Here is a 15,753-nt window from a genome sequence, read left to right as displayed (position 1 = left end):
AAGCGCTCATCCAGGAACTGACCCTCGGTCTCGAGCCCGAGGACGGCGTCATCTGGGTCTACGGCGCCAACGATGACGACGGGATCTTGGCCTTCACCGATGAAGGCATCGAGGAGGTCGAACTCCTCCTCGAAGAATATCATCGCGTCTCCCCATCAAAAACTTGACGCCGGCACCGCGGTGCTCAGGTCCTCATGGCCGCCGGATACACGTCTGCGGTCTTCACCGGATGGGTACAGTTCGGCAAGCGTTGGCCTCCACCAGCCCCTGAAGCGTTCGGTTGGCCCGTCCCGAGCGGGCCATGTGCTCACAAGCTCCGCCAGCGTAGCCCAACGCCACCTGCCCCAAATGAAGTCGCCGTTCGGAGGCATTGCGTGGGGATAGAAGATGGCTGCGTCGGATAGCTCAACCGGAAATTTCATCGAAGACGACAATCCCGTACTGTTCCGTTGCGACTGCGCGGCCCAGGGTAGGTAGATCTTGAACTGGCAACGGGTAGCGATGGCGCCGGCGTTCAGCAGCCCGCTTTTGTGCGGCCTTATATGCTTCGGTGTTCCTGGCAGCCGCACGTCGCAGTTTCCTTTCCTCCGGTTCGGCAAGCTGCGCAGCCTTTCGATGTTTGGCCATCGGCGCCGGAGCTCTTCATATGAGCGGCATGGAACTCTCCAGGCCCGCAACTCATCGTCCCAACTCGCCCACGGAACCGCACGCAATTCTTCAAGCACCGTCCTCGAATACGGCGTGCGAATACGGAGGTCGTCCGCAATTTCCAGATACAGGCTCGAAATTGGGTCGAAGGCGAAGGCATCGCGTCCCTTGCTATCGTCATGGGGCGCCCGTAACGCTGCCTATTTCGCCAGCCAGCGGTCGATCCGCCGGGCTGCTGTGTTGCCGGGGACAAACCAGCTCCTGCGCTCGTCGCTCCATCTGGCACGCGGAAAAGCTTGCTGAAACCGCTCCACCGCCATTCGATCGAACGAAAAGCGGGCTTCGGCACCAGGTGCCTCGCGTTTCTGCGGCGGGGGACGAGCGTCGGATTCCATCGTAGTGCATCAGTCGAGTTCGCTGCACTGAACGCAGCGCCGGCCCTAAAGGTTCACCAGCCGGACAAGCCCCGCGGGAATATTGCGCCTGAACCCTGATGCCCAATGCTCAGGACGCGCGCAGTGAAACTTTCCCCACACTCGTCGGTTAAGGAGTGCCGAGAGGACGAATGATGTCTAAATCAGATGAGAGCGGCTGCGGCCGTGCGGCCGAAAAAGGCTCGTTCGCGTCCCATAAAAGGGGCGGACGCAGAGGTGAAACATGCCCTCGAGACACAGGATCTGTCGCCAACTCAGGCGCGGGAATTGGTGCGTCGGTACGGAAACGACTGGCGAAAGATTGGCGAGGCAGCCAAGTCCTACAAAGACGACTGACAACTCCCCCATTGCCGGCATGATGCGAGGATCAGCACCTGAGCCTTCCATTGCCAATGGGCAAATGTTTGTTGAGAACTCCGAGTGACCCGCATCGCGACCTTCAACTTGAACGGCGTGAACGGTCGCCTGCCCTTGCTCATCAAGTGGCTGGGTCAGACCGACTATGACATCGTGTGCCTTCAAGAATTGAAGACTTCGGATGAGAAATTTCCCGCGGAAGCCGTCAGGAACGCCGGTTATGGCGCGATCTGGCACGGGCAAAAGTCCTACAACGGTGTAGCTATACTCGCACGGGGAAAGGAGCCCCTGGAGCGTCGACGCGGCCTGCCGGGTGACCCTGACGATACTCACAGCCGGTATATCGAGGCAGAGGTGGATGGGATCGTGGTGGGGTGCATCTACCTGCCCAACGGCAATCCAGCGCCCGGCCCGAAATTCGACTATAAGCTCCGCTGGTTCGACCGTCTGATCAGCTACGGCCAGCTACTGCTCAAGGAGGGGATCACAAGCGTTCTGTGCGGCGACTACAACGTCGTGCCAACGCCGCTCGATGCCGTGGTGCCGAGACGTTGGACGGGCGACGCAGTCTACTTTCCGGAGAGCAGGCAGGCCTACGCCGAAATGCTAGACAATGGCTGGATGGATGCCGTCCGTACCATCCATCCGGAAAAAGGCATCTACACGTATTGGAACTTCTCCTACCGGGGCGGCTATGATCGGAGCTCCGGCCTGCGGATGGATCATCTCCTCGTCAGCCCATCACTTTCGAACAGGTTACGTGACGCGGGCGTGGACGCTGACCTGCGAAGTTGGGAAAAGCCGAGCGATCATGTGCCTGCCTGGATAGAGCTCGACCTCTCGGCAACGAGTTGAGTCATCCATTGTTCGGCGGGCGTCTTCGCCCACTGCTAACAGATGCCTTATGGGAAGTTCGTCCCCTGTCCTTGATGCTCACGCTGCCTTTCTGGCGGCCGCCCTGAACGGACGGTCAATGGTAAAGGCATCTGGACGGATGGCTGCCTCAACCTGGCTCCAGGTCACGGGACGGGCGATTGGGAAGCCAGGTCGCGCCCGTGGGGAGAAGGCGCCGACCGCCGTGTTACCGCGCCCATTGCGAAGGTAGTCGATGAAGATGCGGCCCTTTCGGGCTGCCGGCGCGGCGGAGAGCAGATAGCGATCAGGATGAGCTTCAGCGAGGCGCTTGGCGAACGATCGGGCAAGGAGCCGGGCATTGTCGTGCGTGATCTTCGTCTCAAGTGGGGCCATCAGGTGAATTCCCTTGCCGCCCGTCACCTTCGGCCAGCTCTCCAGACCTTCCGCTTCCATGATGTCGCGGAGCGTTAGCGCGGTCTCGATCACTTTATCCCACTCGATCCCCTCGCCCGGATCAAGGTCCAGAACGCTGCGGTCGGCATGCTCGATGTCGTCAACGGTGGCATTCCAAGGATGCAGCTCTACCGCATCCATCTCGACCAGCCCCAGCAAGCCGGCAAGGTCGTCCACCCACACGCGCACACCTTCGCCACCCCCGCGCTTCTGAACGCGCAACTGATGCACTGCTGCTGGGATCTTCGGCAGCGCGCCTTTGTGGTAGAAGGTTGCCCCGAGAGCATGGCGGACCAGCTTCAGCGGTCGGTGGCCGAGATGGACGAGTGCGTGATCGGCAACCCTCTGCCAATAACGCGCAAGCTCTTCCTTGGAGGGCGAGACCGCGTCGGGCAGCAGTTGCAGGATGTTCTCGCTGGGAACGCCATGTTCCTGGGCTGGCCCACGTCGCTTTGATGGCGCCGGAGGCTTGGCCGGGATCGCCACGAGGTCTTCTCGCAGACCCTTGAATACTGCCTCGCGCAACACGCCGCGATCAGTGACGCCGCTGAACTGTACCTCGGCCAGCACCTCTGGTCTGACCCAGGTCGCCTTCGGTTTCACGATGGGCTCTGACAAAGGTGACTTGCTGATGATCAGCGGGTCAAGCCGCTCTCGAACCCGTTGCGCAGCGCTCAATGTATAGCCGCTGCGAGCCTTCCCGGCATAGAGCAGTCGGTCGCCCTCGCGTCGGCCGATGTAAAGCGATGCGATGCGGCGCGGGTAAGCGCCGAGCTTCTCGACAAATGCCACGATGGGGAAAGTGTCGCTCTTAATGCACTTCACCTTGAGCCAACTCGTCTGGATACCCGAGCGGTACGTGGCATCGGTGCGCTTAGACACAATCCCCTCCAAGCCCATTCGGCAGGCATGTTCAAACACGTCCGTGCCGCTCACCTCCAGATGCTCGGCATAGGTCAGTGTCGGCGCCGTATTCTTCAACAGTTTCTCCAGGGCTGCCTTGCGCTTTACCAGCGGCTGCTGTCGTAGATCGCGCCCGTTGAGGTGCAGCAGGTCGAACGCGTAGAAGATGAGCCTTGCCGAGTTTGGATTGACCAACTCCCGTTCCAGGGCTTGGTAATCCGGCAGGCCGCTGTCGCCGAGAACGACAGCCTCCCCGTCGATGATCGCCGCCTTCACCGGCAAGCCCGCCGCCGCTTGAACCATTCGTCGGTATCGGTGCGACCAGTCGTAGCCACGGCGCGTGAAGGCTCGCGCTTTGCCGCCCTCAATGATCAGTTCGGTGCGGTAGCCATCGTACTTGATCTCATGAAGCCAGTCGCTGCCCTCAGGCGCGTTCTCGACCAGCGTGGGCGACTGAAACTCAATGAAAGAGAGCCGACCATCCCCGGTTTTGGAACTCATCGCACACTCCTGACCTCCACCCCAACTTTGGTGCCGCTGAATAGGTTCCGCAACAGAGCTGGCCGGAGGAGTAGGGTCCCGAGCCGGTTTACCCGATCCTTGCTCGAACCGGGCTTGGTTGAGGGAACTCTTAGTTAAGCCGTCACTTATGTACGAATGTCGCTCCATTGGTTCTCCCCGCCAGTGTCCGTAAGGACCAGCCGCGCTGGCATTGCCTATCAGTGCAACAACGTCGAGAAGGGGCCGCCGAGCAGCTGTTGCAGTGGACCAAGCGTGGCCCCAAGTGCCATAGCGCAGTGCAGCTCTGCATGGATGCCATGATCGATCAGGTGAAACCCGAAGTGGTCCGCAGGGCGTTTCTCGAAGCGGCCAAGGAAGAGGGAAACCTACTGCCTCCGTAGCATTTGCGACCGAAAGCCCTGCTCTTGGTTGGGCACGAACCTGACAAAAAGCATCGTCGGCATCACCCTGCCTACAGAACATTCGACAAGCTGCGTTCAGTCCACAGATCGGAGGTTATCGAGAACAAGCGGCTCGATGCCGCCCTGGAACTCGTCCCCAGATTGCAGATTGGCCGCGACCTTCAGCGGAGCCGGCGTGGGCCGCGACGCACACTGGTCAGACGAACCACATGTTCGGCATTCCCGATGGAAGTCAGAGCAACGGCCATGTGAAGCGTGGCCGCAAGCCCGGCAAGAAGACGGATTTCACGAAAGACCCTACGATCATCGCGCGCCGTGAACAGGTCCTTGCCGGAATGGCTGCCGCCAGGGCGAGAGCCCAAATGTCAAAGTTGATATGGCGGACGCCGAGAGCGATACCCGCGGAGATATGCTCGCAATGTTGGACGAGTTTCCCAATCAACCGGAAACCGCAACCACCTGGAGAAGCGGCCTCTAGCAGGCCAGCATTGTGCTGGTCAATCGCGAGATGGCCGACATGGCCGCGGCGGCCGTGGCGGGGCTCGGCCTCGCGGTGCTGCCCCGCATCATCGGAGATAGCGAGCCGGGGTTGCGGCGGTTGACCGGGGAAATCCTGGGGCGGCAGAGCCTCTCGGTCGTCTACCGCCGCGAGGCCGCGCTGGCGAGTTCGGTTCCAATCATCGTCCGCTTCCTGATCAACGTGATGCGGCGACATTTTGGCGCGATGCCGCGCTGAGCGTCAGAACCTGAAGGTCGACGAGACAATCGACGGCTTGTGTGAGTTGAGCCTTTGCCCATGGCCGTGCGGCGGCTTCTCTTGCTGTGTTGAAGGTCAGTGCCAACTGTTGCTACCGGTGGTGCTCGGCTGGTGCGACGAGAACTTCAGCCATAGTGAAGGCGCGGTTTGGGCACTGTTTCGGTGAACTGCACACCGACACGGTCGTTCCTGCGCCAGCGCAACACAGACCGATAGGCAACGCCATCGGTCGGCACGTAGAGAAGGAAATGCTCCGGCACCAGGGCTTCGACCGGCACCTTGAGTTCGGCTCCGCCGACGTTCTGGTTTCGAATGGTGCAGCTGATTTCGGAGTTGTTGATGCCGTTAATGATCGCGGCACCCTTCAGGACGCGCTGTCTCCGTTCGCGGCGGTTGTCCCCTTCTTCAACCATTGTGACCTCCGTTAGGCGCCCCACTTGTATATCAGAACCGCCCACGCGCGAGCCGGATTGAATCGCGGAGCGTTGTTACCCGCGTCGAGCTGCGATCGCTGTCCAGTCGGGTCAAAAGGGTGTTTCCATATGCCTCGGCCCCTTGCCTCGGCCTGATACAGCGCCCTGTCAGGATTCTTGAACTACCATTCCGGGTAGCCGATGGGTCCGCCCGGAGGGGGTGCCAACGTCCGCCTTCAGCCGTTGCGCCAAGTTCTTCATGAGCCGCGTCGGGAGGCTAAGGTCGCCGGTCCCATCGCAGGGCCGGACATCAGCAGTGCGAATTCATCTCCACCAATCTCGCAACCAAGCCACCACGTCTGATTGCTTTCTCAAGACGCCGCGCAATCGCGACCAGAAGCGTCTCGCCAACGGCATGCTCGAAATTGTCCTCGCGTGGCGTCGCCAGTTTTTTTCGGAGAGATGATCGTCCAGGCTTGTGCCCGGACCAAGCGGCTCCTCCCGATGTTCGACAGGCGCCTGAATGATATCGGCGAATTTGTCCGCGGCACCCGCAGGTGCGCTGTGCGAGGGAATAACTGCCGGAATATGTGCTCTTCGTCGCCAGGCCGGCGCCGATCGCCGTTAAGCGATAGCGCCCGCTGTGCATGGACTTCCGCACTGGCGAGATCGTGAGCGAGCGCGGAGCCGGCGGCCGGCATTATGTCCGTCAGGGAGTCTCTGCCGTCGGTCCGCGCTGTGCAGCGCGCGGGCGATGGCGTTAGGCAGGGAATAGCGGCCGAGGTGAGGGACGGCAAGCCGCGCATTGCCGGGCAAAGGCCGTGATCATACATGCCGTCCCCGATCTATAGCCAGGATGAAGGCCCGCGCCCGAAGTCTACGTTCTGCGCCGGTGGCGGTGAAGCAGACCTGAACGCAAGCAAAGAAGAACAAGCCGATCACTGCGCATGTTGCGTAAAGAGACTATTGGGTGCGCTCATGACGCAACCAACGGAACTGTGACAGTTGTCGCATAATTTATCGAGTATCGGTCGAAGTACGGAAACTCGATCGCGAACGCATATTTGGCGGTCAGATGGGCCATTCGAAAGCCGCCGCTGGGGGCGTCGATTGCTATTGTTATGTCGACATCGGTTAATCCCAAACTCAGCAATTTTGCCGTGGCCATCGCTTTTATCTCGGCTTCGGTCAGCGAATTCTTCATTTGCAGCGCTCGTGAGGACGTTTCCAGAGTATAGCGAACACTTGACATGGCATTCAGAGCCCAGCCGAATGCGAAGATGCCGATCAAAAGCATTATCAGAATAGGCGCGATCAGCGCGAACTCCAGTGCGGCTCCGCCTGATGCCTCACGTATGAAGGCTCTCCCTCTAGCGAACACGTATCACCTGTTTGTGGCTGAGCTCGCGCGAGAGGGAAAACTCGCCGAAACTGAAGGGCGGGGACCAGGTGGCCGTCGCCTGTATTTCAACGAAAACCGCGGAAGCTTTCAAACTGTCGCACAGCACAGATGGATCGACCACGATGATCCCGCACATATGTTTCCGGCTCAGCGTCACCTGCGCGTCATCGGGATGATTTTCCCAGCTCGAAAGGGCGACGGTCTGGGTAGCCGCGTCGTCGGCTGCGCCTTGCATCACGAGATTGGCCGCCGTTTTCACGCCCGCACGCATCGACAACGCGCTTGATACAAAAGACCAGCCGTCAATGATGCCAAGAAGTACCAGGCAAAGGATCGGCACAACCAGCGCAAACTCCACCGCGGCAATACCCGAATCGCTCCCGAACATCCGGGCTGGTAACCGTGCCACGAAGATTACTCGACAAGCTTTATCGATTGCGTGGCCGGAATGTCTCGCATCCCAAGGCTCGTGCAATCCTGATTGACGTTCGCATTGCCGGACCACTGCACGGTACTGGCGACGACCTGAGTGCAACCACCTTTGCCCGAGAAATTGCCGAGGTAATTGACATCCTGTGTTGGAAAATACAAAGCGCCGGTCAAAAGCGAATCTGCCGTGCCATTAAACGTGTTCGATCCCGTCTGGTTAGCTTTGTCTCCGTAAAACAGCACCCCCGAATAGGTGCCTAACGTCGGTGCGCTGAGCTTGACAATGGCCGTGCCGTTCATGCTGACGCCCGAGCTGCCGGCCAGATAGATAATGACTCCATCGCCTGAAATATTTGCATTCGAGTTCGCTTTGAAATCTCCTCCCTGAATGACGTATACCCCGGGCGAGAGCGTCACATTGCCGCTCAAGCTGAGCCCCCTGCAGTATGTTCCAGGTTGCAACGTCGACTGATTGCTGTTTTGACAGGGGTTCGTGGCCGGTGGCGCCGGCAAGTCGGCAAAAGGATCGGCAGCGGGCAACGCCTGGGTTATCGGACTGGCGCAGACGGTCGTCACGGGGTTGCTCAACGAAACACCGCCTGCCGATATTAGGCAATCGACCTGAAGGTTTGCCGATCCCTGAAGCTTGATGGCGTCCGCGGCTATCGAATTCGACATCACGACGCAGCCGGTCAGTTTGAGGTTCGAACTGCCGGAAAACAGCGCCGCTTTCGGAGCGGAAGGATTGCGCGCCATAAGGCAGGCCTTTGAAGAATCCGTGATAAGAGCCACCGCTCTTGCCCGTGCGCCGACCGGGTTTTGCGTGAATATCGATGTGAAAAACCGATCGAGGGTCTGATGAACGATGACCTCGACGGCCTTTTGGGCGACATTCGGGCCGGAAGACGGAGGCGTGAAGATTTCGATTGTGCCTGTTGACGGGTCCCAGCCGTTCGTGGTCGCTGACAGTGTCGCTGCGGAGACAATCTTTGGCGTGTCGGATCCCGAAATGTTTTCCAAAGCGCCAGCATAGGCCGCCGCATCCGCCACCGCCTGTAATTTCAGGCTGCTAAAATACCAGTAGGAGGTCTCGATACCGAGACCCGCTGCGCCGACGACAATCGGCAAAGACAGGGCAAAAATAGTAGCAACGTTGCCGCTCTCGCCTGTTTGTCGCAGACGGCTAACAAACCGCTTCAAGATACGGGCACCCCATTCCATGGAAATATTTAAGCCAGGATGAATGAAGGAACGACTAAGGATTTCACTCCATTTGACAGGTGCGCTCCTTGGGCGGCCGGCACGAGCTCCGGCGGCCGCACTCGGCGAGCACGCTGCTAATAGCTGTACCTGCGCGCCGGCGATGCCGATGTCGCGATTCGTTACGCGCACAGGATGCCTCCGGCCGTTGTGATTGTGGACCCGCCAGAGCGCAACTGCTCGACAACGCGCCTTTGCTATTGATGATAATGCAGATTTGCATTATCTAATCGTGTGGATGAGTTGGAGCTGCGAAAATGACTACATTGACGGTGACGGCACGGGGACAGGTGACCTTCCGCAAGGACGTTCTGCAGCATCTGGGCATCAGGCCGGGCGAGAAGATCGAACTTGATCTGCTCCCCGACGGCCGGGCGGAATTGAAGGCGGCGCGGGCAAAGGGATCATTCCGGGAGCTCTACGGTTTTCTCAAGGGCAAGACGAATGGCCGGGTGTTGAGCATTGAAGAGATCAACGAGGCAATCGCGGAAGCGGGTACTGCAGCGGGATCGAGCAAGGAATGAAAGTCACGGCCGATACCAACGTTCTGCTGCGTGCCTATGTCGCCGACGATGAACGACAGGCGGAAGCGGCCGTCGATCTCTTGGCGAAGGCAGACATCGTGGCCGTTAGCCTTCAGGCCTTGTGCGAGTTCGCATGGGTTTTGGGCCGACAGTATCAAACCGCACGCGCAGATATCGTGGCGGCAATCCGAGCCTTGGCGAATACCGCAAATGTCGTCGTCAACCGGCCAGCTGTCGTGGCAGGGCTTGCAGTGCTTGAGGCCGGCGGTGATTTTGCGGACGGCGTGATTGCCTTCGACGGCGACTGGCTGGGCGGGGAGACATTCCTCTCCTTCGACCGCAAGGCGGTTAAACTGCTGTCAGCGCAAGGACATCCTGTTCAGCTTCTTTCCTAGCTGTCCTCAGGCGTGTCGACATTGTATTGCCTGACGCGCCTGGCGGAATCCAACCCATTAAATGCCGGGACTAAACAGCTAGCCACAACGAGAGCAACTGCTGATCTGTAGAATGAGCAGGTTCGGTGAACTTTGCGTTCTCCTTACAGATCGTGTCCTGGACACTCCGCAGTTCACGTTCGACGCGCTTGCCGGCGCCCGCGTCTGGTACATCTCGAATGATGTGACAGTGCAATATGCTGGGTTCTCCTGTCGCGCGAGGAGGATTTCGGCTGGGTCGATCCGGTGATCGGGGCGCGCGCCTTCTACAACATCACCGACAGGCTTTCCGTGATGGCGCAGGCGGATATAGGCGGGCCCCGGGGTGGGCGCCGATTTCACCTGGCAGGTGCTGGGAACCGTGAATTACCTGCTTACCGACCACTTCTCGGTTTCCGCCGGCTATAAGCACTTGCCGATCGACTACGATGACGAAGGCTATGTGTTTGATGCAACCCTGTCCGGTCCGGTTCTCGGCATAACATACCGCTTCTGAGCCGCCCATGTCTGAGGTTCCATACTGACGGTGTGCTTTTCCTGGTCGTGGATTGATCCTTCTGCCACGGAAGTGCTGATTGCTTCACGTGTCGGCGGTTCGGCGTCTTCGCCGTCATTCTGCTATCGCGCGAACGCTCTCCGGTGAGCTGATAGGGCGCGGCAACCGCGCCAATGTGATCAGCCCGGGCCCGATAGACACGCCGCTCAACGACAAGCTTGGTCTGGGTCCGGTGGAAACGAAGGCTCGGGCGTGGAGCGAGCCGTCGGTGGCTTGCCAGAGCCCTTTCGGATCGTCTTTGTCATGCGGGACGTCGAGGAAATGAGCATTGAGGAAACGGCTTTTCTTTTGGCATTGCGACCTCAGACAGTGAGCACCCGCCTTTATCGCGCACGCCGGCTGCTTCGCGAGGCGCTGCGGGACAAGCTCGCCACCGTGTTCACGGATACGTTTCTCTTCGCTGGCGCCCGTTGTGACCGCCTCGCGCAATCAGTCTTAGATCGGCTCGCAATCAGCCTGGTTCGAAAAAATACTCATCAGTTGAACGTGGCGAGCGAGCGCACGTAGACGCAGTCCACGTCGAGCTTACGCCGGCTCCCTTCGCAGGGCTTTTGTAGCGGGACGCGGGAATATTTTGGCGCCCCGGACCATCCAATCGTCGGGCAAATGCATTCGGCGCCGCGGTGCTGACAGCGGTGTTGAATCAACAAACATAGGAGACCGCCATGCAGGGCGCACTTCACCTATCCCGGCGTCAGTCGCTTCAGGGACTTGTCGTACTCGGTGCCGGAGCGGCACTCGGCGGAATCGCGCGGCCTTCTCCGGTATTGGCACAGGACATATCGGACGAGGACATTTTCCGTTTTGCGCTCAATCTCGAATATATGGAGGCTGAATACTACCTCCGCGGCACCACCGGAAAGGGTATCGACGACGCCGATGCCGGCTCGAAACCGGGCGATGTCGTCGGCGGAAAGAAAGTGTCCTTCGAAACACCTGCCATCGGCCAATTCATGCAGGAAGTTGCTGAAAACGAACTCGCGCACGTCCGATTCTACCGCAAGACGCTTGCAAAGAACGCCGTCGACAGGCCGGCCATAGATTTCGATGCGGGGTTCAAGGCGGTTACGGAGGCAGCTGGCCTCGGGCGGGACTTCGATCCCTTCGGTAACGAAACGAACTTCGTTCTCGGCGGCATGCTGTTCGAGGATGTCGGCGTCACCGCCTATGCGGGTGCGGCGACAGTTCTGAAAAACAAAGACTTCCTCGCCGCCGCCGCAGGCATTTTGGCGGTCGAGGCCTACCACATGGGAATGGCGCGATCTACGCTATACCGGAAGGGAGAGGAAGCCTGGAAGGCCGCCAACGCTGTCTCAGATGCCCGAGACAAAATCGACGGATCGGACGATAAGGACCAGGGGATCCAGGTGGACGGGAAAGCCAACATCGTTCCTTCAACGCCGGACGCAATCGCCTTCACCAGAACACCGCAACAGGTGCTCCGGATCGTCTATCTCACCGACAAGGACGGAGTGAGCAAGGGTGGCTTCTATCCGGAAGGGATGAACGGCATGCTCAAAAGCACCTAAGCCAGTTGCGACGGGTGACGATTGGCCGCCGGAAACTGAGCGGCCTGATATCGGCTGCTCTCGGAAAAAGACCATGAATAATGATGATAATGGAACCACGGATCGTCAGCTTCGCCACAAGCGAACCTCGGCCCTTCTATGCGCCATGAGTGAATCCTCGCGCTGACGACATCGCTGTGGCTTGTCGGGTAGTACAACGCTACGCTGCCTTGGCCCTAGCCGACACAGCGCTCTTCGCAAAGTCGCGCACGACCTGCACGAATGCCTCCGGTCTTTCGAGGGGCAATGAACTCGCCAGCTCCGCTGATGACCTTACCTGTCAAGGCCTCGGCACCAATTGCCTCGATCCCAGCAACATAGTCCTCGATTCCGCGGCCGTCCGCGTCGCCGCGCAGATAAAGCATGGGCGTCTGATCCGCTTGTGCCGCATTTTCTTCTTGGCGTCCGCCTCGAACGCTCGATACCAGTCGATTGAGATCGTAGGCCACTACGGCTCGGAAGACCTTCCCATTGGCGCGCGCAGGGTCTTCGTTGTGATTGAAAATACCCAAATCGGTCATTCGGGGCCAAGAGCTCCAAACAGAGCAAATCAGAAATCGACGGGATAGAAGAAGTTTGGTCGCTGATCTAAAACGTGACCGTTGAAGCGCATGAGAGGCCAGTGCGGAGCGTCAGTTTTGCCGCTTGGCAGTTAATCAGCCGGAGTGCTTTTCATGGACCTGGTCGAGCTTGGCCCAAATCAGCCGGTGATCGTCAAAGTCGAGCCCACCGGTGACGACGATCTTTGAGCCGGGAGGAAAGAGCACCTCATAATCGAACCGCTTCTTCGTCATCGAGGACGTCACGGCTGTCGATCCATCGCCGAGGTGAATTGCGGTGGTTGACCTTCGACCCGCTGTGCGCAAGTGAGATTTGCCGTGCTGCTACTGAAAAATTCGGAAAGCCCACTTGTCCTGCCTCGGGTTCCGACGCACACGCGAGAAGCACGGTTCGGCCATAATTCGAGGGCACGCGCCGCGGTCTGGAGCGGCGATCGCTGTCTGGTCGAGACCGCCGGCACTATCCGAAACAATGTGAGGCGCGATCGCGATCATGTGGCGCTCTATGGCGATCCTCGTAGTCCTGCCCGGGTTGGACAAGGAAGCTGTGGCAGAGCAAATTCGCGGGAACATTGAGGTCGCCGCTTTTCCGAGCCCTGCACCTGGCGTGTCGCACCGCGTCACTGTCAGCATCGTAGTTGCGGTTCAGGCGGCCGACGAGGCCATCTCACCGGAGCATCTTCAGTGTCAGGCGGATGCGCGACTCTATCTTCCCAAGCAGACCGGCTGCGCCGAGTGCTGCTCCACAGACCGGAGTCGTCCGAGCGCAAAGATATTCGGTTGACGGTGATGCCGTCAGCCGGGTGCAGTGCAAGAATAGTCGTTTCGCTCCGCCCTCCTTGAACGGCCGAGGTCGATTTTGCGGAGGACCGCTGCTGCTGGTCGCCATCTCCGCGCTCAGAACACCTAGTCTCAGTCTAGCGAGGAGCTCGATCGACGTGGCCGTGACGATCGGCTGAAGCCATCGCAGGACCATTATTTTGAAGGGCCCGCTGCACCTTCCCGGGGCAGCGGGCTTGGCCTTTGGTACGACCCCAAATCAACCATCCAGGTTTTCATAAATGGCCCCTTCCCCGCAGCACGCTGTCTGCGATGTTTCGGCACACGATCGTGATATCGAAGCTGCATATCAGGCTGCAGCAAAAAGCTCATGCTGACCGGCGGGACGAGATCGAAAGAAGGTTCGGCTGCGTCAGGCGTCCTGGCAATCCGCCCGACTGAGCACCAGAACCGACCCTCCCGACGGATTTTCGCGAGCTGCATTCCTCCCTCCCCTCCTTACCAAAACCGCCGCTCGCGAATTCGCTGGCGAGTATATCTCCGATGTGATATACATATATCACTCGGAAGATATACAAATGCCGCTCTTCATTCGCGATCCCGACGTCGATGCCATGGCCGTCGAGCTGCAGCAGATTACCAACGCGCGCAGCAAGACCGAGGCCGTCAGAACCGCCTTGCGCCATGAGATCGAGCGCAACCGCGGCAGCGTCCCGCTGCGCGAGAGACTTGCCAAAGTCAAGGAAATGGCGCGGCGGATCGGGCCGGCCAACCCTGATTTCGATATGAAGAAATTCACCGACGAAATGTGGGGCGACGACTGATGTTCGTCGATGCCTCGGTGATCGTTGCCATCCTGAACGAGGAACCTGGCGCGGAAGAACTGGAAAAGCGGCTCGCGGCCGCGACCAAGCCGCTGTATATCTCCCCGCTCGTCCGGTTCGAGGCAGCCCAGGGTCTCGCGCGAGCATCGGCCGAAGCCATCAAAAAGAACGCCAAGCCCACGGCCGACATGCTGGCGCAAGCCCGTGATACCGTCGACGCCTTTTTGATCGAGATCGCCGGCAAAGAAATCATGATATCCGGCGACATCGGCGACCGGGCGATCGAAGCCAGCATGAAATACGGCAAAGCAGTCGGGCACAAAGCCGATCTCAATTTCGGCGATTGTTTTGCCTATGCTTGCGCGAAGGCTCACCGGCTTGCCCTGCTTTACAAGGGCAATGACTTTTCACAAACTGATCTGACGTAAGGCTTTGGGCCCCTTTTGCATGCTTTGGGCGAATCGTCGTCTTTCATGGCTAAACGCAATATTACGAGGAACGTTCGCTGCAGCACTGGTTTTCTTCGGCCGGATCAACCCCGTCACGACGGGGCCCTCGGCGGGCTGGAGCTGCCGGGCGTGCAGGGACGCGTTCCTTGAGGGCCTTGGAGACGACCACCGCTGGCGGGCCTCGGCCGCACGGAACTCCGCGAGAAGTGCGACGGCGCGTTCGCTGTAGCCCGGCTGACGCCGGCCTCGCGCGCCAGGTTGGCGACGGTCAGCGCCCCGTCGGTGCGCTCAGGCGGCTGTCGAGCAGCCGCACCATCGCCGCCCTCAGCGCCGCTTCACCGCCTTGCGGCCGGCAAGCCAAAAGCCGTGCAGGATAGAATGTTGGACGCGCTGGCGGTCGCAAGCTTCGGGCAGAAGGCCGATCTGGCAAAGCCGATGAAGCACCGGGGTCAGGCGTGATGGAAATCGCCTTGCCCTACCCCTCCGACGCCTACAGGGTCATCTATGCCGTCCAGCTCCGCGATTCCATCTGGGTCGTGCGTGCATTCCAGAAGAAGTCGACCACGGGCATCGCCACGCCTAAGGAGGCGATCGACCTCATCAAGGCGCGGCTGAAGCAAATACGGAAGATCCAGTCATGACAGAGAAAAAATCGAGATCGTCAGAGGCAGCGGCAATGTCTACGCGGACATGGGGGATCCCGACGCCGATACCAAGCAGATGAAGGCCTTCCTGGCGGCCGAGATCATCGCTGCGCTGAATCGGCGGCACCTCACGGTCAGAGCTGCGGCGGAGGTGACCGGCGTTAGGCCGTCGGATATTTCGAACATCCGCAACGCCCATCTTGGCAAGTTTACCATCGATCGGCTTGTGCGGGTGCTGAACCGGCTTGACCGAAAGGTGACCGTCACGGTCGAGAAGGCGAGACATGGAACTGTCGCCGCCTAACGCCTAATATGGCCAAGTTGCTCTGCCGGCGACCGGCAATGCCCTCCCTGTTGGCTCTTGGTCAATGAAGCCGAGTAGCTGAGGGTCGTCGAGGAAGATATCGACGTCGTGGCTTTCGCGATGGTTGATCTGGATCATCATCGCCGTGCCGCCGCCAAACGACCATTCGGATTCAAAACCTCCGGCCTTCTTCCGGAGCTGATCGATCAGATCGGCAGCAATGGCGAAAAGCCGCCGCCATTCGGACGGACGACGGCTATGGACCTCGATCATCAA

At 59.6% G+C, this 15,753-nt stretch carries 19 protein-coding genes and 3 pseudogenes; 13 read left to right on the top strand and 9 right to left on the bottom strand.

Going from position 1 to position 15,753, the window contains the following annotated elements:
* Positions 1-155: 155 nt before the first annotated feature.
* Positions 156-1,043: pseudogene (locus NKI59_RS30890) on the bottom strand (hypothetical protein).
* Between the two features lie 459 nt (positions 1,044-1,502).
* Between NKI59_RS30890 and xth the strand changes: the two are divergent.
* Entirely contained in the window at positions 1,503-2,294 is a 792-nt protein-coding gene (xth, locus tag NKI59_RS30885; RefSeq protein WP_352624050.1) for an exodeoxyribonuclease III, read from the top strand.
* 78 nt (positions 2,295-2,372) lie between these two features.
* On the opposite strand, the gene ligD is transcribed toward xth, so the two are convergent.
* Positions 2,373-4,151 (bottom strand): DNA ligase D, encoded by a 1,779-nt coding sequence (ligD, locus tag NKI59_RS30880; RefSeq protein WP_352708401.1) that lies wholly within the window; start codon positions 4,149-4,151, stop codon positions 2,373-2,375.
* A 221-nt stretch (positions 4,152-4,372) separates the two neighbouring features.
* On the opposite strand from ligD, the gene NKI59_RS30875 reads away from it, so the two are divergent.
* The 3 genes and pseudogenes from NKI59_RS30875 (at position 4,373) to NKI59_RS30865 (ending at position 5,309) form a co-directional block, all read left to right on the top strand.
* Positions 4,373-4,552, top strand: a complete 180-nt coding sequence (locus tag NKI59_RS30875) for a DUF982 domain-containing protein (RefSeq protein WP_352708400.1) — start codon at positions 4,373-4,375, stop codon at positions 4,550-4,552.
* Between the two features lie 72 nt (positions 4,553-4,624).
* Positions 4,625-4,920 (top strand): annotated as a pseudogene (locus NKI59_RS30870) (ISNCY family transposase); the annotation flags it as partial.
* A 143-nt stretch (positions 4,921-5,063) separates the two neighbouring features.
* Positions 5,064-5,309 carry a hypothetical protein gene (locus NKI59_RS30865; RefSeq protein WP_352592985.1) on the top strand — a complete coding sequence of 82 codons (246 nt, stop codon included), beginning with the start codon at positions 5,064-5,066 and terminating at the stop codon, positions 5,307-5,309.
* Positions 5,310-5,455: 146 nt separating this feature from the next.
* Here the strand turns inward: NKI59_RS30865 and NKI59_RS30860 are convergent, their stop codons facing one another.
* The 4 genes from NKI59_RS30860 to NKI59_RS30845 all read right to left on the bottom strand — a co-directional run bounded on the left by NKI59_RS30860 (position 5,456) and on the right by NKI59_RS30845 (position 8,966).
* Positions 5,456-5,743, bottom strand: coding sequence for a PilZ domain-containing protein (locus NKI59_RS30860; RefSeq protein WP_352592868.1), 288 nt, complete (start codon positions 5,741-5,743; stop codon positions 5,456-5,458).
* Between the two features lie 976 nt (positions 5,744-6,719).
* The gene (locus NKI59_RS30855; RefSeq protein ID WP_352592871.1) at positions 6,720-7,124 is read right to left on the bottom strand and encodes a TadE/TadG family type IV pilus assembly protein; all 405 of its coding nucleotides are present in this window, start codon (positions 7,122-7,124) and stop codon (positions 6,720-6,722) included.
* Positions 7,114-7,533 carry a TadE/TadG family type IV pilus assembly protein gene (locus NKI59_RS30850; RefSeq protein WP_352592874.1) on the bottom strand — a complete coding sequence of 140 codons (420 nt, stop codon included), beginning with the start codon at positions 7,531-7,533 and terminating at the stop codon, positions 7,114-7,116. The genes NKI59_RS30855 and NKI59_RS30850 overlap by 11 nt, the downstream gene beginning before the upstream one ends.
* Before the next feature lie 26 nt (positions 7,534-7,559).
* Entirely contained in the window at positions 7,560-8,966 is a 1,407-nt protein-coding gene (locus tag NKI59_RS30845; protein ID WP_352708398.1) for a pilus assembly protein TadG-related protein, read from the bottom strand.
* 125 nt (positions 8,967-9,091) lie between these two features.
* Here NKI59_RS30845 and NKI59_RS30840 point away from each other — a divergent pair, with 125 nt between their 5' ends.
* From NKI59_RS30840 to NKI59_RS30815, 5 genes are all read left to right on the top strand, one after another.
* Entirely contained in the window at positions 9,092-9,358 is a 267-nt protein-coding gene (locus NKI59_RS30840; protein ID WP_059186960.1) for an AbrB/MazE/SpoVT family DNA-binding domain-containing protein, read from the top strand.
* A complete protein-coding gene (locus NKI59_RS30835; protein ID WP_352592880.1) occupies positions 9,355-9,753 on the top strand; it encodes a type II toxin-antitoxin system VapC family toxin in 399 nt (132 codons plus the stop codon). Before NKI59_RS30840 ends, NKI59_RS30835 begins: the two co-directional genes overlap by 4 nt.
* A gap of 364 nt (positions 9,754-10,117) precedes the next feature.
* Positions 10,118-10,288, top strand: a complete 171-nt coding sequence (locus NKI59_RS30830) for a porin family protein (protein ID WP_352592882.1) — start codon at positions 10,118-10,120, stop codon at positions 10,286-10,288.
* A gap of 303 nt (positions 10,289-10,591) precedes the next feature.
* A complete protein-coding gene (locus tag NKI59_RS30820; RefSeq protein WP_502901129.1) occupies positions 10,592-10,855 on the top strand; it encodes a sigma factor-like helix-turn-helix DNA-binding protein in 264 nt (87 codons plus the stop codon).
* A gap of 158 nt (positions 10,856-11,013) precedes the next feature.
* Positions 11,014-11,877: a ferritin-like domain-containing protein gene (locus tag NKI59_RS30815; protein WP_502901128.1), complete on the top strand. Its 864-nt coding sequence runs from the start codon at positions 11,014-11,016 to the stop codon at positions 11,875-11,877.
* Between the two features lie 215 nt (positions 11,878-12,092).
* Here NKI59_RS30815 and NKI59_RS30810 read toward each other — a convergent pair whose 3' ends face one another.
* Complete coding sequence (locus NKI59_RS30810; protein ID WP_352708394.1) at positions 12,093-12,437, bottom strand: hypothetical protein; 345 nt, start codon at positions 12,435-12,437, stop codon at positions 12,093-12,095.
* A 144-nt stretch (positions 12,438-12,581) separates the two neighbouring features.
* Positions 12,582-12,774, bottom strand: a pseudogene (locus NKI59_RS30805) (SLOG family protein); the annotation flags it as partial.
* Between the two features lie 1,060 nt (positions 12,775-13,834).
* Between NKI59_RS30805 and NKI59_RS30800 the strand changes: the two are divergent.
* From NKI59_RS30800 to NKI59_RS30785, 4 genes are all read left to right on the top strand, one after another.
* Positions 13,835-14,080 (top strand): type II toxin-antitoxin system VapB family antitoxin, encoded by a 246-nt coding sequence (locus NKI59_RS30800; RefSeq protein WP_352592888.1) that lies wholly within the window; start codon positions 13,835-13,837, stop codon positions 14,078-14,080.
* Entirely contained in the window at positions 14,080-14,508 is a 429-nt protein-coding gene (locus NKI59_RS30795) for a type II toxin-antitoxin system VapC family toxin (RefSeq protein WP_352708392.1), read from the top strand. The genes NKI59_RS30800 and NKI59_RS30795 overlap by 1 nt, the downstream gene beginning before the upstream one ends.
* Positions 14,509-14,987: 479 nt before the next feature.
* A complete protein-coding gene (locus NKI59_RS30790) occupies positions 14,988-15,170 on the top strand; it encodes a type II toxin-antitoxin system RelE/ParE family toxin (RefSeq protein ID WP_502901130.1) in 183 nt (60 codons plus the stop codon).
* A gap of 49 nt (positions 15,171-15,219) precedes the next feature.
* Entirely contained in the window at positions 15,220-15,477 is a 258-nt protein-coding gene (locus NKI59_RS30785) for a helix-turn-helix domain-containing protein (protein ID WP_352708391.1), read from the top strand.
* A gap of 3 nt (positions 15,478-15,480) precedes the next feature.
* Here the strand turns inward: NKI59_RS30785 and NKI59_RS30780 are convergent, their stop codons facing one another.
* Positions 15,481-15,750: a nucleotidyl transferase AbiEii/AbiGii toxin family protein gene (locus tag NKI59_RS30780; RefSeq protein WP_352708402.1), complete on the bottom strand. Its 270-nt coding sequence runs from the start codon at positions 15,748-15,750 to the stop codon at positions 15,481-15,483.
* Positions 15,751-15,753: the final 3 nt, after the last annotated feature.

Source organism: Mesorhizobium sp. M0598 (genome assembly GCF_040320865.1).
Classification (GTDB): domain Bacteria; phylum Pseudomonadota; class Alphaproteobacteria; order Rhizobiales; family Rhizobiaceae; genus Mesorhizobium.
The sequence above is the reverse complement of the archived record's forward strand: the minus strand, read 5'-3'. Positions and strand labels throughout refer to the sequence as shown.